Annotated in this window: 20 protein-coding genes; 12 read left to right on the top strand and 8 right to left on the bottom strand. The window is 68.0% G+C overall.

The features are described from left to right. Position 1 precedes the first annotated feature (1 nt). From ACTOWJ_RS12085 to ACTOWJ_RS12060, 6 genes are all read left to right on the top strand, one after another. Positions 2-859, top strand: a complete 858-nt coding sequence (locus tag ACTOWJ_RS12085; RefSeq protein WP_441334871.1) for a MurR/RpiR family transcriptional regulator — start codon at positions 2-4, stop codon at positions 857-859. Further along, positions 856-2,331: an N-acyl-D-amino-acid deacylase family protein gene (locus ACTOWJ_RS12080; RefSeq protein ID WP_441334870.1), complete on the top strand. Its 1,476-nt coding sequence runs from the start codon at positions 856-858 to the stop codon at positions 2,329-2,331. The genes ACTOWJ_RS12085 and ACTOWJ_RS12080 overlap by 4 nt, the downstream gene beginning before the upstream one ends. After that, complete coding sequence (locus ACTOWJ_RS12075) at positions 2,318-3,244, top strand: 2-dehydro-3-deoxygalactonokinase (protein WP_441334869.1); 927 nt, start codon at positions 2,318-2,320, stop codon at positions 3,242-3,244. Before ACTOWJ_RS12080 ends, ACTOWJ_RS12075 begins: the two co-directional genes overlap by 14 nt. Then, positions 3,241-3,882, top strand: coding sequence for a 2-dehydro-3-deoxy-6-phosphogalactonate aldolase (locus ACTOWJ_RS12070; protein WP_441334868.1), 642 nt, complete (start codon positions 3,241-3,243; stop codon positions 3,880-3,882). Before ACTOWJ_RS12075 ends, ACTOWJ_RS12070 begins: the two co-directional genes overlap by 4 nt. Continuing rightward, positions 3,879-5,765 (top strand): beta-galactosidase, encoded by a 1,887-nt coding sequence (locus ACTOWJ_RS12065; protein WP_441334867.1) that lies wholly within the window; start codon positions 3,879-3,881, stop codon positions 5,763-5,765. The genes ACTOWJ_RS12070 and ACTOWJ_RS12065 overlap by 4 nt, the downstream gene beginning before the upstream one ends. Before the next feature lie 394 nt (positions 5,766-6,159). Next, positions 6,160-7,500 carry a neprosin family prolyl endopeptidase gene (locus ACTOWJ_RS12060; protein ID WP_441334866.1) on the top strand — a complete coding sequence of 447 codons (1,341 nt, stop codon included), beginning with the start codon at positions 6,160-6,162 and terminating at the stop codon, positions 7,498-7,500. Between the two features lie 518 nt (positions 7,501-8,018). On the opposite strand, the gene ACTOWJ_RS12055 is transcribed toward ACTOWJ_RS12060, so the two are convergent. Further along, positions 8,019-8,375, bottom strand: a complete 357-nt coding sequence (locus ACTOWJ_RS12055) for a hypothetical protein (protein ID WP_441334865.1) — start codon at positions 8,373-8,375, stop codon at positions 8,019-8,021. Between the two features lie 214 nt (positions 8,376-8,589). On the opposite strand from ACTOWJ_RS12055, the gene ACTOWJ_RS12050 reads away from it, so the two are divergent. The 3 genes from ACTOWJ_RS12050 to pdxR all read left to right on the top strand — a co-directional run bounded on the left by ACTOWJ_RS12050 (position 8,590) and on the right by pdxR (position 11,084). Next, positions 8,590-8,829, top strand: coding sequence for a hypothetical protein (locus tag ACTOWJ_RS12050; protein ID WP_441334864.1), 240 nt, complete (start codon positions 8,590-8,592; stop codon positions 8,827-8,829). 104 nt (positions 8,830-8,933) lie between these two features. Beyond that, positions 8,934-9,557, top strand: coding sequence for a hypothetical protein (locus ACTOWJ_RS12045; RefSeq protein ID WP_441334863.1), 624 nt, complete (start codon positions 8,934-8,936; stop codon positions 9,555-9,557). A 12-nt stretch (positions 9,558-9,569) separates the two neighbouring features. Then, on the top strand, positions 9,570-11,084 hold the full coding sequence (pdxR, locus tag ACTOWJ_RS12040; protein WP_441334862.1) for a MocR-like pyridoxine biosynthesis transcription factor PdxR: 1,515 nt from the start codon (positions 9,570-9,572) through the stop codon (positions 11,082-11,084). Positions 11,085-11,153: 69 nt separating this feature from the next. Here the strand turns inward: pdxR and ACTOWJ_RS12035 are convergent, their stop codons facing one another. Then, positions 11,154-12,830: a sensor domain-containing diguanylate cyclase gene (locus tag ACTOWJ_RS12035; RefSeq protein WP_441334861.1), complete on the bottom strand. Its 1,677-nt coding sequence runs from the start codon at positions 12,828-12,830 to the stop codon at positions 11,154-11,156. A gap of 566 nt (positions 12,831-13,396) precedes the next feature. Here ACTOWJ_RS12035 and ACTOWJ_RS12030 point away from each other — a divergent pair. Continuing rightward, positions 13,397-14,266 carry an endo alpha-1,4 polygalactosaminidase gene (locus ACTOWJ_RS12030; RefSeq protein WP_441334860.1) on the top strand — a complete coding sequence of 290 codons (870 nt, stop codon included), beginning with the start codon at positions 13,397-13,399 and terminating at the stop codon, positions 14,264-14,266. Between the two features lie 198 nt (positions 14,267-14,464). Here the strand turns inward: ACTOWJ_RS12030 and ACTOWJ_RS12025 are convergent, their stop codons facing one another. The 4 genes from ACTOWJ_RS12025 to pcaD all read right to left on the bottom strand — a co-directional run bounded on the left by ACTOWJ_RS12025 (position 14,465) and on the right by pcaD (position 17,619). Beyond that, positions 14,465-14,878, bottom strand: coding sequence for a VOC family protein (locus ACTOWJ_RS12025; RefSeq protein ID WP_441334859.1), 414 nt, complete (start codon positions 14,876-14,878; stop codon positions 14,465-14,467). Between the two features lie 146 nt (positions 14,879-15,024). Continuing rightward, positions 15,025-16,281 (bottom strand): D-amino acid dehydrogenase, encoded by a 1,257-nt coding sequence (locus tag ACTOWJ_RS12020; protein ID WP_441335101.1) that lies wholly within the window; start codon positions 16,279-16,281, stop codon positions 15,025-15,027. A gap of 136 nt (positions 16,282-16,417) precedes the next feature. Then, a complete protein-coding gene (locus ACTOWJ_RS12015; RefSeq protein ID WP_441334858.1) occupies positions 16,418-16,666 on the bottom strand; it encodes a hypothetical protein in 249 nt (82 codons plus the stop codon). 155 nt (positions 16,667-16,821) lie between these two features. Continuing rightward, positions 16,822-17,619 (bottom strand): 3-oxoadipate enol-lactonase, encoded by a 798-nt coding sequence (gene pcaD / locus ACTOWJ_RS12010; RefSeq protein ID WP_441334857.1) that lies wholly within the window; start codon positions 17,617-17,619, stop codon positions 16,822-16,824. Between the two features lie 164 nt (positions 17,620-17,783). Here pcaD and ACTOWJ_RS12005 point away from each other — a divergent pair, with 164 nt between their 5' ends. Both ACTOWJ_RS12005 and ACTOWJ_RS12000 read left to right on the top strand, forming a co-directional pair. Next, a complete protein-coding gene (locus ACTOWJ_RS12005; RefSeq protein WP_441334856.1) occupies positions 17,784-18,722 on the top strand; it encodes a LysR family transcriptional regulator in 939 nt (312 codons plus the stop codon). Positions 18,723-18,931: 209 nt separating this feature from the next. Further along, positions 18,932-19,414, top strand: a complete 483-nt coding sequence (locus tag ACTOWJ_RS12000; protein ID WP_441334855.1) for an anthrone oxygenase family protein — start codon at positions 18,932-18,934, stop codon at positions 19,412-19,414. A 10-nt stretch (positions 19,415-19,424) separates the two neighbouring features. On the opposite strand, the gene ACTOWJ_RS11995 is transcribed toward ACTOWJ_RS12000, so the two are convergent. Together ACTOWJ_RS11995 and ACTOWJ_RS11990 are read right to left on the bottom strand one after the other, a co-directional pair. Further along, positions 19,425-19,802 carry a hypothetical protein gene (locus ACTOWJ_RS11995; protein ID WP_441334854.1) on the bottom strand — a complete coding sequence of 126 codons (378 nt, stop codon included), beginning with the start codon at positions 19,800-19,802 and terminating at the stop codon, positions 19,425-19,427. Between the two features lie 7 nt (positions 19,803-19,809). Then, a complete protein-coding gene (locus tag ACTOWJ_RS11990) occupies positions 19,810-20,079 on the bottom strand; it encodes a hypothetical protein (protein ID WP_441334853.1) in 270 nt (89 codons plus the stop codon). Positions 20,080-20,177: the final 98 nt, after the last annotated feature.

Raw genomic sequence — 20,177 nt, 5'->3', positions numbered from 1 at the left:
CGTGTCCGACAACCTCATTCCGGCGATCCGCGGCGCGCTCGACAAGCTCCGGCCGGCCGAGCGCAAGGTCGGCGAGGTGGTACTGGCCGATCTGGACTTCGCCATCCATGCCAGCATCAGCGAACTGGCCGCGCGCGCGGGCGTGTCCGAGCCCAGCGTGACCCGCTTCTGCCGCGCTGTCGGCTGCGAGAGTCTGCGCCAGTTCAAGGTGCAACTCGCGCACGGCCTGGCCGCGGGCGTGCCGTATCAAGCGGTCACCATCGACAAGGACGACGACGCGGCGACCTTGGTGCACAAGGTCTGCGACAGCATCTCGGTGGCGTTGCAGGACGTGCGCGAGCGCACCGACCCCGCCGCGCTGGACGCCGCCGCAGCGTTGATCGCCGGCGCGCGCCGGGTCTGCTGCATCGGCGTGGGCTCCGGCTCCGGCGTGGTCGCGCAGGACGCGTTCCTGCGTTTCCTGCGCCTGGACATCGCCGCCACCGCGCACAGCGACGGCCATCTGCAACGTCTGGCCGCCGGCATGCTCGATTCCAGCGACGTGCTGCTGGCGATCTCGCTGTCCGGACGCAGCCCGGAGGTCAACGACAGCGTGCGCATCGCGAAACAACAGGGCGCCCGGGTGATCGCGCTGACCCAGGTCGGCACCCCGTTGGGCTGGGACGCGCACGTGCCGCTGTTGTTGCCGCCCTCCAGCGCGGCCACGCCATACTCGCCGGGCGTATCGCGGCTGATGCAGTTGACAGTGATCGACATGCTGGCGATCGCGGTGGCTTTGCGCCGGCAACCCGAAGTGCTGGAGAAAGCGCGGCGCGCCAAGGCCGAGCTGGAACGTACCCAATCGCCGAGGCGCGCGTGAACGCATTCGTCGCGCAGACCGCGTACGACCTGGTGATCGCCGATGCGCAAGTCTTCGACGGCGGCGGCGGGCCGGCGTATCGGGCCGATGTGGCGATCCAGGGCGAGCGCATCGCCGCGATCGGCGCGCCGAACGCCTTGCGCGGACGCATCCGCGAGGACGCACAGGGCCTGGCGCTGGCGCCGGGCTTCATCGACGTGCACACCCACGACGATCGCGCCGTGCTCGACGACCCAGGCGTGTTCAACAAGCTCAGCCAGGGCGTGACCACGGTGATCGCCGGCAACTGCGGCATCAGTCTGGCGCCCTGGCGCGCCGACCGCGAACCGCCCGCGCCCTTGTCGCTGATCGGCAGGCAAAGCGACTTCCGTTTCGAACGGTTCGCCGACTACCTCGACGCGGTCGATGCGGCGCGCCCGGCAGTCAACGTCGCGGCGATGGTCGGGCACTCGACCCTGCGCATCGCCGAAGTCGCCGACCTGCAGCGTGCCGCCAGCGCCGAGGAGATCGAGCGCATGCGCGCGCACCTGCGCCAGGCCATGGACGCCGGCGCGATCGGTTTCTCCAGCGGCCTGTTCTACAAGCCCAGCCAGGCCGCGCCCAACAGCGAAGTGACCGCCTTGGCGATGGAAAGCGGCGCGCGCGGCGGTGTGTACGCCTCGCATATCCGCGACGAGTACGACGGCGTGCTCGACGCGCTCGATGAAGCCATCGACGCCGGCGAGGCCGCGCGCACGCCGGTGATCCTCTCGCATCACAAATGCGCCGGCCCGAACAATTGGGGCCGCACCCGAGAGACCTTGGCGCGCATCGACGAACGCCGGCGCAAACACTGGGTCGGGCTCGACGCCTATCCCTACACCGCCGGCTCCACCGTGCTCGATCCGGATTACGTCGACGGCGTGATCCGGATCCTGGTGAGCTGGTCGGTGCCGCATCCCGAGCACGCCGGCCGCGATCTGAGCGAAATCGCCGCCGACTGGAACGTGGATCAGAAACAAGCCGCGCGCCGCCTGCACCCGGCCGGCGCGGTGTATTTCCAGATGCGCGAGGACGACGTGCGCCGCGTGCTCAGCCACGACCGCACCATGATCGGCTCCGACGGCCTGCCGCACGACGCGCACCCGCATCCGCGCCTGTGGGGCGCGTTCCCGCGCGTGCTCGGGCATTACTGCCGCGACGAAGGCCTGTTCCATCTGGCCGAAGCGATCCGGCGCATGACCTCGCTGTCGGCCGACAGCTTCGGCTTGAAACAACGCGGGCGCATCGCGGTGGGGCTGGCGGCGGATCTGGTGCTGTTCGATCCGGCCACCATCGCCGATCGCGCCAGCTTCGCCGATCCCAAGCAACCCGCCGCGGGCATCCGCGCGGTGTGGGTCGCCGGCGCGTGCGCATTGCGCGACGCGCGGGCCACCGGCGAACGCCGCGGCCGTACGCTGCGCCGCGAGGAGGAACGTCATGGCCATCGATAGCGGCCACGGGCACGGCAGCGGCGCGACCGCGCTGATCGGCGTGGATTGGGGTTCGACCCATCTGCGCGTGCACGCCTTCGACGCGCGCGGCGGCGTCATAGCCACCCGCCAGAGCGCGCGCGGCATGGCCACGTTGTCCGGCGCGGAAGATTTCGCCGCCGCCCTGGACGAACTGCTCAGCGTCGACCTCGACGACGGCAACGCGCCGATCCTGCTGGCCGGCATGGTCGGCGCGCGCAGCGGCTGGCAGGAAGCCCCGTACGCGTCGCTGCCGGCCGACGCCGCGGTCCTGGCCGCGGCCTTGCAGCCGCTGCGGTTCAAGCATCGCCGCGCGGCGATCGTGCCCGGCGTCAGCGGTCCCAGCGACGGTTTCGACGATGTCATGCGCGGCGAGGAAACCCAGGCGCTCGGCGTTCCGCCTGGAACACGGCGGGTGGTCGCGCCGGGGACGCACAGCAAGTGGTTGCGCTTGGAGGCGGGCGCCGTGGTCGGGTTTTCTACCTATCCGACCGGGGAACTCTACTCGTTGCTGCTCGAACGCAGTTTGCTTGGACGCGGACTGCCGGCCGGTGCGTGGTCGGAACGTGGATTTCTCAATGGCCTGGACACGGCACGCGAGCGGCCGGACTGGTTGCATCAGTTGTTCGGGGTCAGGGCGCGCAATGTGCGTAATGCTGCTCCGGTGGAAGAGCTGCCTGCGTTCCTTTCCGGCCTCCTTGTTGGCTACGAATGCCTCGGCGCCAACACCGCCAGCGCGCCGCAGATCGAGGTCGCGATCGTCGGCGGCGCGCAACTCGCCGCGACCTATGCGCTGGCGCTGCGCCGCTTCGGCATCGCCCACTACATCATCGAAGGCGACACCGCGTTCTGTCACGGGCTGTGGCGCGTCGCCCAAGCCGCCGGATACGTATGACGATTCCACTGACACCTGCGGTACTGCACGCCTGGCTCGCCCGGTCCCCGTTCGTCGCGATTCTGCGCGGCATCACGCCCGATGAAGCGGTGCCGGTCGGCGAAGCCTTGTGGGGCGCCGGCTGGCGCATCGTCGAAGTGCCGCTGAATTCGCCCGACGCATTCGAGAGCATCGCCCGCCTGCAACGGCGCTTCGGAGATTCGATCCTGCTCGGTGCCGGCACCGTGCGTCGCGCCGAGGAAGTGCAGACGTTGAGCGGGATCGGCGCGCGGCTGATGGTCTGCCCGCACACCGATCCGGCGCTGATCGCCTGCGCCAAGCGCAACGGCCTGCTGGCCCTGCCCGGCGCCGCCACGCCGAGCGAATGCCTGGCCGCGCTCGATGCCGGCGCCGACGCGCTCAAGCTGTTTCCGGCCGATGCGCTGGGGCCGGCGATGCTCGCCGCCCTGCGCGCGGTACTGCCAGCCGACACCGCGGTGCTGCCGGTCGGCGGCATCCGCGCCGATCAGCTGGCGCCCTGGCGCAAGGTCGGCGCGAGCGGCTTCGGCATCGGCGGCACCTTGTACCGGCCCGGCGTCGCGCCGGAGCAAATCGCGCGCACCGCGCATGCGTTCAACACTGCCTGGGAGCAAACATGACCGGATTGGGCCTACGTATCGCCGCCTGCGCGCTCGGCGCGGCACTGTCACTCGCGCTGTCGAGCGCGCCAGCACTCGCCTCGCCGCGGTTCGCGATCGAAGGCGATCGCTTCATGCTCGACGGCAAGCCGCACCTGATCCGCTCCGGCGAGATGCACTATCCGCGCATTCCGCGCGAGTTCTGGCGCGAACGCCTGCGCCAGGCGCGCGCGATGGGCTTGAACACGGTCACCACCTACGTGTTCTGGAACCTGCACGAACCCGAACCCGGGCAATTCGACTTCAGCGGCAATCTGGACATCGCCGCCTTCATCCGCACCGCCCAGGAAGAAGGCCTCGACGTGATCGTGCGCCCGGGCCCGTACATCTGCACCGAGCTGGATTTCGGCGGCTTCCCTGCCTGGCTGCTGCGCACGCCGGGCTTGCGCGTGCGCAGCATGGACCCGCGCTTCCTCGCCGCGGGCGAACGCTACCTGCGCCGCGTGCATCGGGAATTGGCGCCGCTGCTGAGCAGCCGCGGCGGGCCGATCCTGATGATGCAGATCGAGAACGAATACGGCTCCTACGGTCGCGATCGCGACTACATGCGCACCGCCCAGCGGCAGATGATCGACGCCGGTTTCGACGTGCCGCTGTTCACCTCCGACGGCGCCGGCCCGCATTATTTCGAAGGCGGCCCGTTGCCCGGCGTGACCGCGGTGATCAACTTCGACGGCGAGGTCGATGACGCCAAGAGTTCGTTCGAGGCATTGCGCAAGTTCCGTCCGAACGGGCCGCGCATGGTCGGCGAGTACTGGGCCGGCTGGTTCGATCACTGGGGCGAACAACACCACACCACGCCGCCGCAGCGCGCGGCGTCGACGGTCGAATGGTTCCTGCAGAACAAGATCTCGTTCAATCTCTATATGTTCCACGGCGGTACGAGCTTCGGTTGGCTGCCCGGCGCGAACTACAGCCGCGAGATGCCGTACCAACCCGACACCACCAGTTACGACTACGACTCGCCGGTCGATGAAGCCGGCCGGATCACGCCGAAATACCGCGCCCTGCGCGAAGTGATCGGGCGCCATCTGGAATCGGGCGAGACCTTGCCGCCGATAGCGGAACCCGCCGTGGCGACGATCGCCATCCCGCGATTCGAACTGCGCGAATCGGTGTCGCTGCTCGATGCGCTGCCTGTGCTGAGCCGACCGGTGAAGGCCGAGCTGCCGCGCAGTATGGAAGCGTTGGATCAGAACTACGGCTTCGTGCTCTATCGCAACACGGTACCGGCTGACGCCAGCGGCAAGCTGGTGATCGACGAAGTGCGCGATTACGCCACCGTGCTGGGCGACGGCAAACCGTTGGGGACGTTGGATCGGCGGTTCGGCGAGCGCGAGCTCGATGTCGCATTGAAGCCCGGCACGCGCCTGGATCTTCTGGTAGAGAACATGGGCCGAATCAATTTCGGCGCCCGACTGGACGAGGAACGCAAAGGCATCACCCGTTCGGTCCGCGTCGGCGCCACTGAGCTGTTCGATTGGACCCACTATCCCTTGCCGCTGACGGACTTGAGCCGCCTGCATTATTCGCAGCGCTCACAGCCACGCACCGACCCGGCGTTCTGGCGCGGACAGTTCACACTCGACCGTACCGGCAACACCTTCCTCGACACCCGCGGCTGGGGCAAAGGCCATGTCTGGGTCAACGGCCATCACCTCGGCCGTTACTGGAAGATCGGCCCGCAGCAGACGTTACTCGTGCCGGCGCCATGGTTGCGACAGGGGCGCAATGAAGTGGTGGTGCTCGATGTGGATGGCGGCGCGACCGCGCGCCATCTGCAAGGGCTGGCCGATCCGGTGTACGAAACCGCGGCGGATGCGTTGAAGCCGGGGAAACGCTGAGCGTTTCTTCGATGAAACAAAAATGAAGCAGGCAGCGCGGCGGATCAGGTTGCGCGGAACGCGCACGATCGAAACTCATCGCTGCCTGCTCCGCGCGCCGCGTTCGCACCGGTTTCGCTGGGCTAGCCGGCCTTGATATAAAAAGGCTTGAAAACGTGATATCCATCGCGCTAACAAGCGCGACGCCGAGAAAGCGCCACGATCGAAATTCGCTTCCCATGAACGCGCGCAATGGGCCGGTGTTCTCACCGCGGATCTCCGACGGCTGTCGCGCTGTTTCGCTGAAATGTTTCGCACAGGCCTGTCCGCTCGCCATGTCCCCCACCGTTGTCTGGAAAGTGCAGCGACTTTGCACACCTAACTTTCCCCTCAGCGTGCAGAAGGATCAGCCGCCATGCCCTATTCAGTCCCCCGTTGTATCGCCGTCGCATTGCTCGCACTGCTTGCCGCTCCAGCGCATGACGCTGCGGCCGCGGCATCGAGCGCCACCGGTCCATCGGCGCAAGCCGCGCCGGATTCCCAGTTGAGCGCCGTGGAGTACGAGCAGCGCAAGACTCGCATCGTGCAATTCTTCGAGAATCAGCGGTCCGGCTATCGGGCCGTCGCGACTACGCGCACGAAATCCGGTCAGATCATCGATTGGATCCGGCCGGAATCGCAGGTCGCCGATGGCGTCATCGCCACGCCGCCCAGCGATGCCGAGGGCCTGCCGCCCAAGGGCAAGGCCTATCTCGCCTCGGTGCAATCCAAGGCGCCTGGCGCGCCGGCGAGCACTGCCCTCACCGAAGTACAGCTCGATGAGTCGATCCGCGGCCCCAAGGGCACCGTGCCGATCGTCCGCTTCGATGTCGACAGCTATCTGCGCGAGGTCAAGAACCTGCCGCTGGACCCGCGGCAGATATTGACCAAGGCGCCGCCGCAGCCGAGCCCTGCCGCCAACAGCCGCTACTACGTGGTCTGGCAGCGCTTCGCCGACGTGTACGGCACCTCGGGCTTCGTCAATATCTGGGACACGGTGGGGCCGGTCGGCAATGAGACTTCCATCGCCCAGGCCGCGGTCATCCGCGGCACACCGATGCAGGCGGTGGAGGCCGGCAAGATCGAGCATTCCTCGTTCGCGCCCTCCAAGCAGCCCGTGTTCTTCACCTATTTCCGTACCAACGGCAGCGCGTCGGGCGATTGGGTCGGCGGCTACAACGCACTGGTCAAGGGCTGGGTGCAAGTGTCGGCGACCGTGGCCCCGGGCATGTCGCTGGTCCCCTGGAACAGCGTCGCCGGTGGCGCGCAGCGCGATGTGGACATCGAAGTGCGTCTGGTCAGCGGCAACTGGTGGGTCAAGGCCGCCGGTCAATGGGCCGGTTACTACCCCAATTGCAAAGGCGCTACCGCGCCTCCCTGCGCCAGCGGCACCTTGTTCTCGGCGGCCGGTATTCGCGACAAGGCCGATCGCCTGGATTGGTACGGCGAAGTCTTCGACAGCAGCGCGCCTGCCTCGACCTCCACCGACATGGGCAGCGGCGCCTTCGCCAGTACCCAGTTCGGTCATGCCGCGTACTTCCGCAACCTGACCTACTACTGGGCGCCCGAATCGTTTTGGTGGTGGGACAGCGGCGCGCTGTCGGTTACCGATTCCAAGTGCTACAGCGGCCTGGGCCCGTCCTACAGCGCCGACGTGAACTGGAGGAACTGGTTCTACTATGGCGGTCCGGGCAAGGAAGGAGCCGGCTGTATCTAAGGTCTTGCTACTGCTGATGCTGCTTGTGTGCGCTGCCTGCGGCCATGAAGGTCCGCAGGCAGCGCACGACGGGCCGCGCCGTCTGGGCGCGGCCTGTTCGTCGGATGCGCAATGCGGTTCGGAGTTCTGCGACAGGCAGGCCTGCGCCGCGCCGGTTGGCATCTACGGCCGTCGGTGCCAACCCGCTCCGCGCGGCGAGGACGCGGTACGCGACGGGAAATTGAACGAGTGCGGCGCTTACGTATGCCAGAGCGAACGGTGCCGGTCGTGTTCGTCGGCGCGTCAGTGCATGGATGAATACGGCGCGCCGGCCTGCGCGGTGGTGCAGGGCGAGCCGGGGATGCGTTGCGGACGATAGCGCGGCCAAGAACGCGGCGAGTTCAGTGCACGCAACTTATCGGCAAATTGAGTCTGGCGCGATCGATGCAGTCGCTCGCGATTGGAAAATCGACCCGCGGCAAACCTTGGCCGGCGCGGATATCCGCCGGCGGCGGCGATGACGCGAGACCGATGGCGCCTCAGCTCGTCTCGCCCGACTCGATCGCCGGCCCGCTGACCAAGTGCAGACGCGGCGGCGCCGAACGCATCGCTTGCGCTTCGCTGGGCGCCGCGACGTCGACGTTCACCGACTCCTGCGCCGCGACCGATTCAATCGCAACGGGCTCGGCTATGGGTTCATCGACCATGGCCTTGCGCACCTCCGCCAGCATCGGCAGCAGGTTGTAGAACGAATTGGCCACCGCCTTGCGCCCGAGCGCGCTGTAGCGATCGCCTTCGCACAAGGCGAACCAGGTCGCCGAACGCAGCGCCTGCATGGCACGGTGAATTTGCGCGTCGTGCGCCAGGTCGCTTACCGAAACGTCGTTGGATCTCATCTGGACCTCCCGCCGGTTTCGCCGGCATCGTCAGCCTAGCCAAGCCTCGGATCAGATACTGCGACAGACCATGAATCGCGCGCGCATCGGCGAACTCCGTTGTGCTGCCGATCAGTTTCGTCCGGTGCGACGACGAGGTGAAAGGCTGCGTCCGACTCGACGGCGACCGCGCAGCGTCGCCTTCCCCAACGCGAACCAAGGACGTAGCCAGCGCATGAGCGACCTGATCGACCAAGCCCAGTACTTCGAGGAAATCAACCTCGCCCAATCGCTGCTGGCGCGCAGACTGAGCGCCGAGGCGAGCGTGCGCCCGGCCGCGGCGGGCTACTGCCTCAACTTGAATTGCTTCGAGCCCTTCGACGGCGAGCCCGAACGCTTGTACTGCGGCCCGGCCTGCGCCGAGTCGCATCATCGGCAGATGCTGCGCGACGGGCACCGGCGACCGTCGCGCTGAAACGGCGCGAACGCAACTGGCCTGACCGGTTCGCGGTTAATGGCCCTTCCGGGCCGGCCTGCCGCGCGCGCATCGTGGCTGCCAGACCACCGCGAGCCGCCCGCATGACCCGTCCCGCCTCCACCGCCCGACGCCGGATATTGATCGACGCCCTCGCCGGCGCCGCCGCGATGAGCCTGGCGCCCTTGGCCGGCGCCACCGCGCGCGCCGCCGCGGCCGGCAAGCCGTCGGTCAAGAAACTGCCGGGCACCGACATCGTCCTGCCGACCGGCGATGTGCGCGATTTCGATTTCTTCGTCGGCGATTGGACCTTCGCCAACAAGCGCCTGAAAAAACGCTGGGTCGGCAGCGACGAGTGGGACGAGTTCCCGGCCTCGCTGCGCTGCGAAAGCCGCATGGGCGGAGTGGTCAACATCGACGAAGGCGTATTCCCGACCAAGGGTTGGCAGGGCATGACCGTGCGCGTGTTCAACCTCAAGGAACGTCGCTGGTATCTGTACTGGATCAACAACACCACCGGCGAGTTGTTTCCGCCGGTCGCCGGCGGTTTCGACGGCGATCGCGGCGCGTTCTACGGCGACGACACCGACGAGGGCCGGCCGATCAAGATCCGCTTCCTGTGGACCCGCATCGATACCGATCACGCGCGCTGGGAGCAGGCGTTCTCGCTCGACGGCAAGGCCTGGGAAACCAACTGGCGGATGGAGCACACCCGGGTAAAGGCCTAGTAGCATGGCGGCATGGCCAAACATGCCGGTTCGGTGTTCTCCGTCGATGTCGCCGGGCTGGAATCCGAGCCCGGCCAACCCGCCTACGCGCGCATCTGCGAGCGCATCCGCGCCGCCATCGTCAGCGGCGCGCTGGCGCCGAACGCGCGCCTGCCCTCCGGCCGCACCCTGGCCCAGGATCTGGGCGTGGCGCGCAACACCGTGGATTGGGCGCTGGATCAACTGGTCGCCGACGGTTATATCGTCCGCCGTCGCGGCGCCGGCAGCTTCGTCGCCGCGCAATTGCCCGAACGCGACGCGCCGCCGCTGACGCCCGCGCGTGCGGCCGCGCCGGCCGTCGACGCTTCGCCGCGCCGGTTGTCGCGACGCGCGCAGGCCCTGCGCGCCTATCCCGGCCATTACAGCGGCGCTTCGGCGATCGCGTTCACACCCTCGCTGCCGCCGATCGACCCGTTTCCCCGCGCGGTATGGAACCGCCTGGTCCAACGCGAAGCCGCCAAGCCCGGCGGCGAGTACTGGGAATACGGCGCCAGCAACGGCCTGCCGGCGCTGCGCAGCGCGATCGCCGCACACGCCTCGGCGATGCGCGCGGTGCGCTGCTCGCCCGAACAGGTCCTCGTGGTCACCAGCACCCAACAGGCGGTGGAGCTGGCCGCCAAGGTGCTGGCCGATCCGGGCGAAACGGCCTGGTGCGAAACCCCCGGCTACCAACCGGTGCAGCATTGCCTGCGCGCGGCCGGCGTCGACGTGGTCGCGGTGCCGGTGGACGAGTCGGGATTGAACGTACACGCCGGACAGGCCTTGGCCGCGGACGCGCGCCTAGCCTACGTGACCCCGGCGCATCAGTATCCGCTCGGCGTGGAGATGTCGATCGAACGCCGCAAGGCCTTGCTGGCGTGGGCGCGCGAACGCGACGGCTACGTGCTGGAAGACGATTACGACGGCGACTACCGCTATCAGGGCCGGCCGATCGCGTCCTTGCAGGGCATGGACGACCACGGCCGGGTGATCTACATCGGCAGCTTCAACAAGATTCTGTTCCCGGGCCTGCGCATCGCGTACGCGATCGTCCCCGAAGCGTTGATCGCCGCGTTCGTCGACGCCAAGCACGCCGCCGACGGACACACGGCCTTGTTGATGCAGGGCGCGTTGGCCGCGTTCATCCACGAAGGCCATCTGGGCCGGCATCTGCGCAAGACCCGGGCGATCTACGACGAGCGGCGGATCGCGTTTCTGGACGAAGCCGCCGCGCTCGCGGATCTGCTCGAATTCGGCCCGGCCATCGCCGGCATGCACGTGACCGCGTTGTTCCAGCGCGAACTCGCCGGGCGCCTGGACGATCGCGCCGTCGCCGACGCCTGCGCGCGCGCCGGCGTGGTGGTCCATCCGCTGAGCAAGTACGGCGCCTGCGAACGCGCCGGGTTGGTGTTCGGTTTCGCCGGCGCCACCCGCGCGGACGCGCGCGCGGGGCTGGCGATCGTGCGTCGGGCGATCCTGGCGTCGATCGCGCCCGATGCGGCGGATTGAAGCCGCAAGCGGCTTCGGACTTGCCGCAACCGCGCGGGCGCGGTACCGACCGCCGCCCGGCGACCCGACTCAGATCGCCACATCCCCCACCGCCGCCTGCTGCACCGTGACCCGGTCGCGGCCGCCGGCCTTGCTCGTGTACAGCGCCGCATCGGCGCGTTCGAGCAGTTGATCGAAACTCTCGCCCGGACGCAGCTCGGCCACGCCGACGCTCAGGCTCAGCGGCAGCACCCGGCCGTGCACGGTCAGCGGATTGGCGCTGATCGTGCGGCGCAGATGCTCGGCGACCACCTGCCCTTGCTCCAGACGCGCGCCGGGCAGGCCGACCAGAATCTCATCGCCACCGTAACGGCCGCACAGATCGGTCGCGCGCAATCGGGCGCGGGTGCGCTCGGCCACCGTGCGCAGCGCCTCGTCGCCGGCGCTGTGGCCGTGTTCGTCGTTGATGCGCTTGAAATGATCGATGTCGAAGAACACCACGGTCAGCGGCCGCTGATTGCGGTGCGCATCGCCGATGGCCTGGCGCAGGCCCTCCTCGATCGCCGCGCGGGTCATCACGCTGGTCAGGCGGTCGTAGGTCGCGCGCTGTTGCGCGCTGTCGCGGTCGCGGCGCAATTGCTGCAGTTTCGCCGCCAGCCCCAACAGCAAGCCCAAGCCGCCGAGCACCAATCCGACCGGGTAGGCGTACTCCAGCCAGGGATAGGCAGGCCACCAGCGCTGATAGGCGCCGACCAGTACGATCAATACCGCCGCCAACGGCGTCCAGGCCAAGGTCAGGAAGTAGGCCTCGCGCTGTCGGCGCATGATCGCGATGGTGCTGGCGTAGACGACGGTGGTGATCACCACCAGCAGCACCGCATTGCCGAAGGTCGCGCTGATCCGCCAGGTGCGGAACACCGATACCAGCAACAGGCCGCCGAGCAGCCAGCTGCAGGCGTTGAGCACCCGCGCCACCGTCGCCTGGGTCGCGCGCAGATCCAGGAAGAACACCAGGAAACGCACGCTCGCCAGCACCGCGGCAGTGCTCAGCACGATATTGCTGCGCCGGTCCGGCAGGACATCGGTGAACCACGGAACCATGCGGATCTCGCCGCCTTCCACGGCCAGATTCAGGGTCTGCACCAACAGCGTCACGCATAGGTAGACATAGCCGCGCTCGCGCAGGCCGACCCAGAAACCGAACGCGAGCAGCGCGATCACCCCCAACGCGGTCAGCAGCACGCTGCGCAGCGCGATGTGGCTCATGTCCAACCGGTGCACCTCGTCCAGCGCCTGCACGTTGAGCGTGGACTCGGTCAGGTCGCTCGCCTGCACGCGCAGATAGATCTCCTCGCCGCGGCGCAATCCGCCATCCAGCGCAAACACCATGAAGCGCGAGGAATGGCTGAAGTCGATCGGCTTGTCGTGCACCGAACGGCGCACCGGCAGATCCGCGCCGTGGCGCCAGACGTCGACGCGCTTGCGGTACGGCTGGTCCATCACCAACTGCGGCGAATGCGTCGGCGCGACGTCCTCGGTCGCGATCAGCCGCCACCAGTGCGCGTCGCGGTCCATGACCAGAATCCGGTTCCCGACCACCGGCACGAAGCCTCGGTCGAACCGGCCGGCCAGCACCTGCGCCGGCGGCGGATCGATGGACGGATCCAACTGAGCCAAGGCGAACGGCTGCGCACAGGCCAGTCCCGCTGCGATCAAACCCAGCAGGGTCAGCAAGGCCTGCCAGACAAGGCGCCAGGACCGATCCATTTCCTTAGCCATTTCGACGGAACCGGCGCGAGCCTCGGCCCGCGCCAGGCGCCTGATCTTACCGTCCCGGGGGTGGACCCGGCCGGACAAGCATCCGGATTCGGGCCCCGCGAACCGGGCCGCGTCACAGAAAGCCCGCCGACGGGCCCGGCCGGCCAATTGTAAGCAATGGTCAGGTTGAGAAGCCGGACATCTTTCCTCGCCGCCCGGCCGGCCATGCTTTCGCGGTCGGTCCGGCCACAGTGCGGCCGGGCCGCGGCGGCCCGTCGCGCAGACTCGGCGCCTGCGCCGCCGGCGCGGGCGCGGTATCTCGCGCGCGCCGCGCAATCCAGGTCGCGCGCGCAGACACTGGACGCACGGCGCGAGCCGCTGCGCGCGCACCGACCACGCCCGACGGCGTGCCGTCCCCCTTTCGCTCAGCGCGAATCCGCCGATACCGGCCGAGCGCGCGTGGTCCGGTCCGCCGCTGGCGCGCGGCGAACCGGCGGCGCGAACGCGCGGCGGCCCCGTCGCCGCGGGCCCGCATACCCGCCATTCCAATCCACGCTTACTTTTCTGGAGACGCAATGAAGACTCTCACGCTACCGGCCCTGGCACTCGCCCTGGCGATGCTGGCCGCGAACGCGAACGCGCATTCGCCCGTCGCGACCGCTGCGCCGGCGACGACCGCTGCCAAGGCCGTCTGGAAGCCGCTGACCCCGGGCACCACCTGGAACTGGCAGCTCGACGGCCGCACGGTCAACGCCACGGTGCTCGACCGCTCGACCAACCCCAAGAAGATGCTCGACATCGACCTGGACGCCACCCCGGCGGCGACCATCGCCCAGCTCAAGGCCAAGGGCATCTACGTGGTGTGCTACACCGAAGTGGGCAGCTACAACAGCCGCCGCGCCGACGAAGCCGAATTCCGCAAGGTGCCCGGCCTGATCGGCAAGCCGATGGACGGCTTTCCCGACGAGAACTGGATCGACGTGCGCCGCACCGACGCGTTGATGCCGATCATGCAAGCGCGCCTGGACGTCGCCAAGGCCAAGGGCTGCGACGGCGTCGAACCGGACCTGGACGACTCCTACACCGAGGACACCGGCTTCGAACTGACCATCGACGATTCGCTGCACTACCTGGGCCTGCTGGTCGACGCCGCGCATGCGCGCGGCCTGTCGATGGGCCTGAAGAACGGTCCGGAAATGGCCGAATTCGCCGCGACGTTCGCCGACTGGGCGCTCAACGAAGAGTGCAACGAGTTCGACGAATGCGGCGGCTACAAGGAATTCATCACGCGCAACAAGGCCGTGTTCCAGGTCGAGTACCGCTCCAACGGCACCCGGGTGAAGGACTTCTGCCCGCAGGACAACAAGGCCAACTTCGACGGCCTGCTCAAGGACGCCAGCGAAGAACTGCACGCCTTGCCGCGCGATGCGTGTCGTAACGGCTGAGCACGGCGCAGGCGCTGGCCGCCCGCTGCGACGCAACCGACCGGCTCTTGGACAGGGCCGGCACGGTCAGCGGCGGCCCTGTAGGAGCGGCGCAAGCCGCGACCGCGACATCGCAGATACGACGTAAACCGGATGTCACGGTCGCGGCTCGCGCCGCTCCTGCAGGCGGGCACCGCGGCTGTATCGCGACAGTTGGTGTCAGGGATCGGGAAACTCGATCGTCACCGACGGCGCCGAACGGTCGGTCGGGCCGTGATACACCGCTTCGATGTTGTTGCCGTCCGGATCGAGCACGAAGGCGGCGTAATACCCCGGATGGTAGCGGCGCTCGCCGGGTGCGCCGTGGTCGCGTCCGCCCGCGGCCAATGCGGCGCGATGGAACGCATCCACGGTCGCGCGGTCGCGCGCCTGGAATGCCAGATGCACGCGCGTGACTTCGCCGTCGGCGCGATCGACCCACAACTCGTCGGTGTAGAAATGATCCGGCGCTTCGACGAAATCCGGCGCCAGACCCAACGACGCCATCACGGCGCGATAGAAGCGCTTGCTCGCATCCAGGTCGGACGCGCGCAGATGGACGTGATCGATCAACCGGCCTCGATGCAGTTTCATGGCTCTCTCCTGATGAGCGCGAAGTTGGGGTGCTCGATGCGGCGCGCGCGGTCCAGGGTGCGGGCGCGGGCGTTAAGCGCTCGCCAACGCCGCGTCAGTGTCGCGTGCGCGATCGCCGCGACATGGCGGCCGGCTCAACGCCCGATTCAACGGCGGTAACGCTCCACGCCCAGCCCCTCCAGGCTGATCTGCGGCTCGCGTCCGCCGATCAGATCGGCGATCACCCTGCCGGTGCCGGCCGCCATCGTCCAACCCAGGGTGCCGTGGCCGGTGGCCAGAAACAGCTTGCCCAAGCCGCTGGCGCCGAGCACCGGCGTGCCGTCGGGCGTCATCGGCCGCAAACCGGTCCAGAACGCGGCCTGGGACGGATCGCCGCCGCGCGGAAACAGATCCGACACGACATGGCTCAACGTGCGCCGTCGCGACTCGTGCAGTCGATGGTCGTAACCGGCCAGTTCGGCGGTGCCGCCGACGCGGATGCGATCGCCCAAGCGGGTCACCGCGACCTTGTGAGTCTCGTCCATGATCGTCGACTCCGGGGCGTAACGCGGATCGTCGATCGGCAAGGTCAACGAATAGCCCTTGACCGGATACACCGGAATGCGCACGCCCACCGGCGCCAGCAGCAACGGCGAGTAGCTGCCCAGCGCGAGCAAGTACGCATCGGCCCGCAACGCACCGGCATCGGTGTGCACCGCGCGCAGTTCGCCGCCTTCGCGCTCCAGGCGCTGGATGTTCACGCCGAAGCGGAAGCGCGCGCCCAGCGCTTGCGCCAACCCAGCGAGATTCTGGGTGAACTTGAAACAGTCGCCGGTCTCGTCGCCGGGCAGGCGCAAGGCGCCGACGAACTTGTCCCGGACCAGATCCAACGCTGGCTCATGGCGTACATAACCGGCGCGGTCGAGCAGCTCGAACGCCACCCCGGATTCGCGCAGTATCTCGATGTCCTTGCTGGTGTCGTCGAGCTGTCGCTGGGTGCGGAACAACTGCAAGGTGCCCTGCTGACGCGCGTCGTAGGCGATGCCGGTGTCCTCGCGCAACTCGCGCAGGCAATCGCGGCTGTACTCGGCCAGGCGCACCATGCGGCCCTTGTTGATCCGGTAACGCGCGTGGGTGCAGTTGCGCAGCATGGCCGCGCACCAGCGCAGCAAGGCCGGGTCGAGCGCGGGCCGGATCACCAAGGGCCGGTGCCGCATCAGCAACCATTTGATCGCCTTCAACGGTACGCCCGGCCCCGCCCACGGCGCCGAATACCCGGGCGAGACCTCGCCGGCGTTGGCGTAACTGGTCTCCATCGCCGGCGCCGCCTGACGATCGATCACTTCGACGTCGTGGCCGGCCTTGGCCAGGTAATAAGCCGCGGTGGTTCCGATGACGCCGCTGCCGAGAATCAGGACTTTGATGCCAATCTCCCGCCGCCGAGCAGCCCTGGACAGGCGCGCAGGGCGCCGCAGTGGCGCCGCAGTGGCGCCGCAGTGGCGCAGGCTATCACCGCCGGGCGCGGGCTCGCAGCCCCCGCGGCTCAGTCGCAGACTTGAATCAGTCGCGAATCTTGAAATCGGGGTGCTCGTTGAGCGAGCCGTCCGCTTCGAGCACCACGAACTTGCTGCCGTCGGCGCGGAACACCACCGGGATGGGATCTTGAAACAACGGCCGGCGCACGAACTCCAGCGTCCATCCGAAGTGTTCCAAGGTGGCCAGCGCTTCGAGTTGCTTGGCGGTCAGGCCGGCGCGCAGTCCGACCGGGCTGATCCGCTCGGCGTGTTTGCGGCGTTCGCGATCGGTCATGGGGGCGTGACTGCAAGGACGGGACCGGTAGCGACGATAGCGCAGCCAGGCTGAGCGCAGCCACGCCGGGACGCCAGTGTCGCGACTTATCGAGAGAACTGAGATGCAACTCGCGCTTCGGCTGCCGGGTTCAGCGCCCGGCTCGGCCTGCGCGCTCAGCGCGTCGACGCGAATTCGATCACCGCGTTCTCGAACGCCTCGCCGAATTCCACGTTCGACAGATGCACCGCCGGGAAGGTCAGCAGTTTCGCGCCCGGAATCGTCGCGGCGATCGCCTCGCCGTGGCTGGCCGCGGTGACCGTATCGTGTTCGCCGGCGATCACCAGGGTCGGCACCGGAATCAGGGCGATGGTGCGGCGCAGGTCCATGTCGCGCACCGCGGCGTAACTGCCGGCCAGACCCTGCGGCCGGGTCGCCAACAGCATCGCGCGGAATTCCTCCACGACCGGCGCTGCGCTGTGCAGCATGTGCGCGGGAAACCAGTTGCCCAGGAACATCTGCGCGGTTTCGCGCATGTCCGGCGCCTGCAGGACCGCGGCGATGCGCTGGTCCCATTGCCCGGCCGGGCCGAGATAGGCCGAGGTGTTGCTCAGGATCAGTCGATCGATGCGCTCGGGCGCATGCACGCCGAGCCATTGGCCGATCATGCCGCCGAGCGACAGGCCGAGAAAATGCGCGCGTTCGATGCGCAGCGCGTCGAGCAGTTCGATCGCATCCCGGCCCAAACGGTCGAGCGAATACGCGCCGGCCGGGACGTCGGAGCCGCCGTGGCCGCGCGTGTCGTAGCGCAGGACGCGGAAATGCCGGGTCAGCGCCGGAATCTGCGCGTCCCACATCTGCACGGTGGTGCCGATGGAATTGGACAGCACCAGCACCGGCTTGTCGGCGTCGCCGTCGAATCGGTAAGCGATGCGGACACCGTCGCCGACGGTGATATGGGACAGGGCGTTCATGGGGCTTCCTCGCTGGAGTCGCTTGGGAAGCCGCGGCACGCGCGGATCGCGATGCCTGGCGGTTTTCCTGCAACGGCCTCGGCCGTGGACAAAGGCTAGTTGCGCGGGGCCCGGCTTGATATTACAAAGATCGCACAGTCTTTGTAATTTAACCGGATAATCGCATGAGCGCGTTCACCCTGCACGATCTGCAATGCTTCGACGCGGTGGTTCGCGCCGGCGGCTTCCAGGCCGCGGCCAGCGCGCTGCATCGCTCGCACCCGGCGGTATTCGCCGCGGTCGCCAGGCTGGAACGTCAGCTCGGTCTGAGTCTGCTCGACCGTAGCGGTTATCGCGTCCAGCCCACGCAGGCCGGACGCTCGCTGCATCGCCGCGCGCAAACGCTGCTGGGCGAACTCGATGCACTGCGCACCCATGCCGAGCAGTTGGCGATGGGCGAGGAAAGCGAACTGAACGTGGTGATCGGCGATCTGTGTCCGCGCGCGCTGGCGCTGGGCGTGCTGAGCCGATTCTTCGCGCAGTGCCCCGGCACGCGCTTGCATCTGCATTTCGAAGCGGTGACCGGCCCGTGGGAGCGCTTGTTCGACGGCGAGGCCGATCTGATCTTGCATCGCATCGACCCGAGCGATCCGCGCCTGGAGTGGATCGACCTATGCGAGGTGCCGATGATCCCGGTGGTCGCCGCCGGCTTCCTGCCGTTTCCGCTCGGCCGCGCGATCCGTCCCGAACAGATGCGCGGCCTGACCCAGTGCGTGATGCGCGACAGCGCGCGGCACTCGCCGCCGCAGGACCACTTCACCGTGCAAGGCGCGCACCAGTGCACGGTGGCCGATCAGTTGATGAAGAAGGACCTGATTCTGCACGGCATGGGCTGGGGCCATATGCCGCGCTTTCTTATCGAGGAAGAATTGCGCGACGGCCGCCTGCAATCCATCGCCGGTCGCTACCTGCCCGGCCGCGCCGAAAAACTGGTCGCGGCGCGTCGGCGCGATCGCGCGCACGGCCCGGTCGCCGATCGGCTGTGGACGTATCTGCAGGCGCAAGCGCCGGCCTTTCGAACCGCGCCCGCGACGGCCAAGCCGGCCCGTCGCGGCAAACGCTGAGCCGTGCGCGCCGCGGCCGGGTCGTTGCCGAACGCAGCCCTCGAACCGGGCAGCGACGGTTATATGATGCGACCGCGGCCCGTACTGGTCGCACGCATCGGCAACCGCCTGCGACCATCGCCAGCGAACGACGGCGGCGCGGCGATCCTCAGCAACCGCCGTTGTGGCGCCCGCAGACGGTGTCGCACGGCCCATCCAGGAGCGCGACGATGGCGATAGAGCAATGGCTGACCCTGGGCATCGTCGTCGCCGCAGCGGCGACCGGCCTGATGGCGGGTTTCTTCTACGGGTTCTCGATCTGCGTGATGCCGGCGCTGGCGCAGCGACCGGCGCCGGAAGCGGCCGCTGCGATGCAGTCGATCAACCGCGTCGTGCTCAACGCCTGGTTCTTGCCGGTGTTCCTGGGCACGGCGTTATGGTCGATCGTGTTGGCCGTGGCGGCCTTCATCGACGGCTTCACGCCCACGGCGGCGCTCATCGGCGCGGGCGCGGCGATGTACTGTCTGGGAACCTTCGCGGTGACGATGCGCTTCAACGTGCCGATGAACAACGCGCTCGCCGCCGCCTCGGCGCAGGACCCGGCGATCGCCGCGCACTGGCGCGCGTACTCGAACGATTGGACGCGCTGGAACCACGTGCGCGCGGTGGCCGCGCTGATCGCCATGCTGTGCTTCGTCGCGGCGCTGGTCTGACCCGCGCCGGTCAGCCGTTCTTGCTCCAACGCGAACGCGGGCGATCGCCCCAGGTCGTCTTCGACGCCGGGCCGACCACTTCCGGCTCGGTGTCGGTGCCGAGCGTTTTCAAACGCACCGGCGCATAGTTTCCGTCGCCCAGCAGATCCAGGCTCGCGGTCGGATTCTTCAACAGCGCTTCGCGCTGCAGAAACGTCTCTGCGCCGACCGCAGGCGGCCGGCGCTGACTGCACAGGCCGATATCGAGCTTCAACCGGCTGGTGCCGGAAGTGCGCCATGGATGCCCCGGCACCAACCGGCTCACCACGGCGCTGTCGAGCTCGATCGTCACTGTCTTGTTGTCGATCGATTCGCATCGACCCACGGCGATGTCGAACATGGTCTGCATCGTGACCTCAGTGCGATACGAAGGTAAGAACGCTGTCGAGCCGCGCAGTCAACAACAAACTGCGCAGCCGCGCTTCGATGACCGGAATATTGCCCAGCCTCGGCGAGGCGCGCAGCGAGTAAACGGCAGTGCGCTTGCCCAACAGATAACGATGTGCGCGTTGCACGGTGACGTTGGTGGTTCCGCACGCTTCCATCCAGATCAAACGCAAGGGCGTCGGGCCGATGGTCTGACCGTTGGACAAAGTGAATTGAAACCATTCGACGTGATTGTCCATAGCCGCTCCACGCAATAGTTGGACCAGTATGCGCCTATCCAACCAGCCACGTTGAACGGCCCGCCACGCAGAAATAGCTCGCTAAATCCGCATAAAGG

The organism is Lysobacter sp. CA199 (assembly GCF_052078715.1).
Classification (GTDB): Bacteria; Pseudomonadota; Gammaproteobacteria; order Xanthomonadales; family Xanthomonadaceae; genus Lysobacter.
This window is presented reverse-complemented; position numbering and strand designations above follow the sequence as displayed.

Coding starts and splice junctions, on each gene's coding strand:
- ACTOWJ_RS12075 (WP_441334869.1), top strand. CDS start 2,318: ATGGCCATCGATAGCGGCCACGGGCACGGCAGCGGCGCGACCGCGCTG.
- ACTOWJ_RS12070 (WP_441334868.1), top strand. CDS start 3,241: ATGACGATTCCACTGACACCTGCGGTACTGCACGCCTGGCTCGCCCGG.
- ACTOWJ_RS12065 (WP_441334867.1), top strand. CDS start 3,879: ATGACCGGATTGGGCCTACGTATCGCCGCCTGCGCGCTCGGCGCGGCA.
- ACTOWJ_RS12060 (WP_441334866.1), top strand. CDS start 6,160: ATGCCCTATTCAGTCCCCCGTTGTATCGCCGTCGCATTGCTCGCACTG.
- ACTOWJ_RS12055 (WP_441334865.1), bottom strand. CDS start 8,375: ATGAGATCCAACGACGTTTCGGTAAGCGACCTGGCGCACGACGCGCAA.
- ACTOWJ_RS12050 (WP_441334864.1), top strand. CDS start 8,590: ATGAGCGACCTGATCGACCAAGCCCAGTACTTCGAGGAAATCAACCTC.
- ACTOWJ_RS12045 (WP_441334863.1), top strand. CDS start 8,934: ATGACCCGTCCCGCCTCCACCGCCCGACGCCGGATATTGATCGACGCC.
- pdxR (WP_441334862.1), top strand. CDS start 9,570: ATGGCCAAACATGCCGGTTCGGTGTTCTCCGTCGATGTCGCCGGGCTG.
- ACTOWJ_RS12035 (WP_441334861.1), bottom strand. CDS start 12,830: ATGGATCGGTCCTGGCGCCTTGTCTGGCAGGCCTTGCTGACCCTGCTG.
- ACTOWJ_RS12030 (WP_441334860.1), top strand. CDS start 13,397: ATGAAGACTCTCACGCTACCGGCCCTGGCACTCGCCCTGGCGATGCTG.
- ACTOWJ_RS12025 (WP_441334859.1), bottom strand. CDS start 14,878: ATGAAACTGCATCGAGGCCGGTTGATCGATCACGTCCATCTGCGCGCG.
- ACTOWJ_RS12015 (WP_441334858.1), bottom strand. CDS start 16,666: ATGACCGATCGCGAACGCCGCAAACACGCCGAGCGGATCAGCCCGGTC.
- pcaD (WP_441334857.1), bottom strand. CDS start 17,619: ATGAACGCCCTGTCCCATATCACCGTCGGCGACGGTGTCCGCATCGCT.
- ACTOWJ_RS12005 (WP_441334856.1), top strand. CDS start 17,784: ATGAGCGCGTTCACCCTGCACGATCTGCAATGCTTCGACGCGGTGGTT.
- ACTOWJ_RS12000 (WP_441334855.1), top strand. CDS start 18,932: ATGGCGATAGAGCAATGGCTGACCCTGGGCATCGTCGTCGCCGCAGCG.
- ACTOWJ_RS11995 (WP_441334854.1), bottom strand. CDS start 19,802: ATGCAGACCATGTTCGACATCGCCGTGGGTCGATGCGAATCGATCGAC.
- ACTOWJ_RS11990 (WP_441334853.1), bottom strand. CDS start 20,079: ATGGACAATCACGTCGAATGGTTTCAATTCACTTTGTCCAACGGTCAG.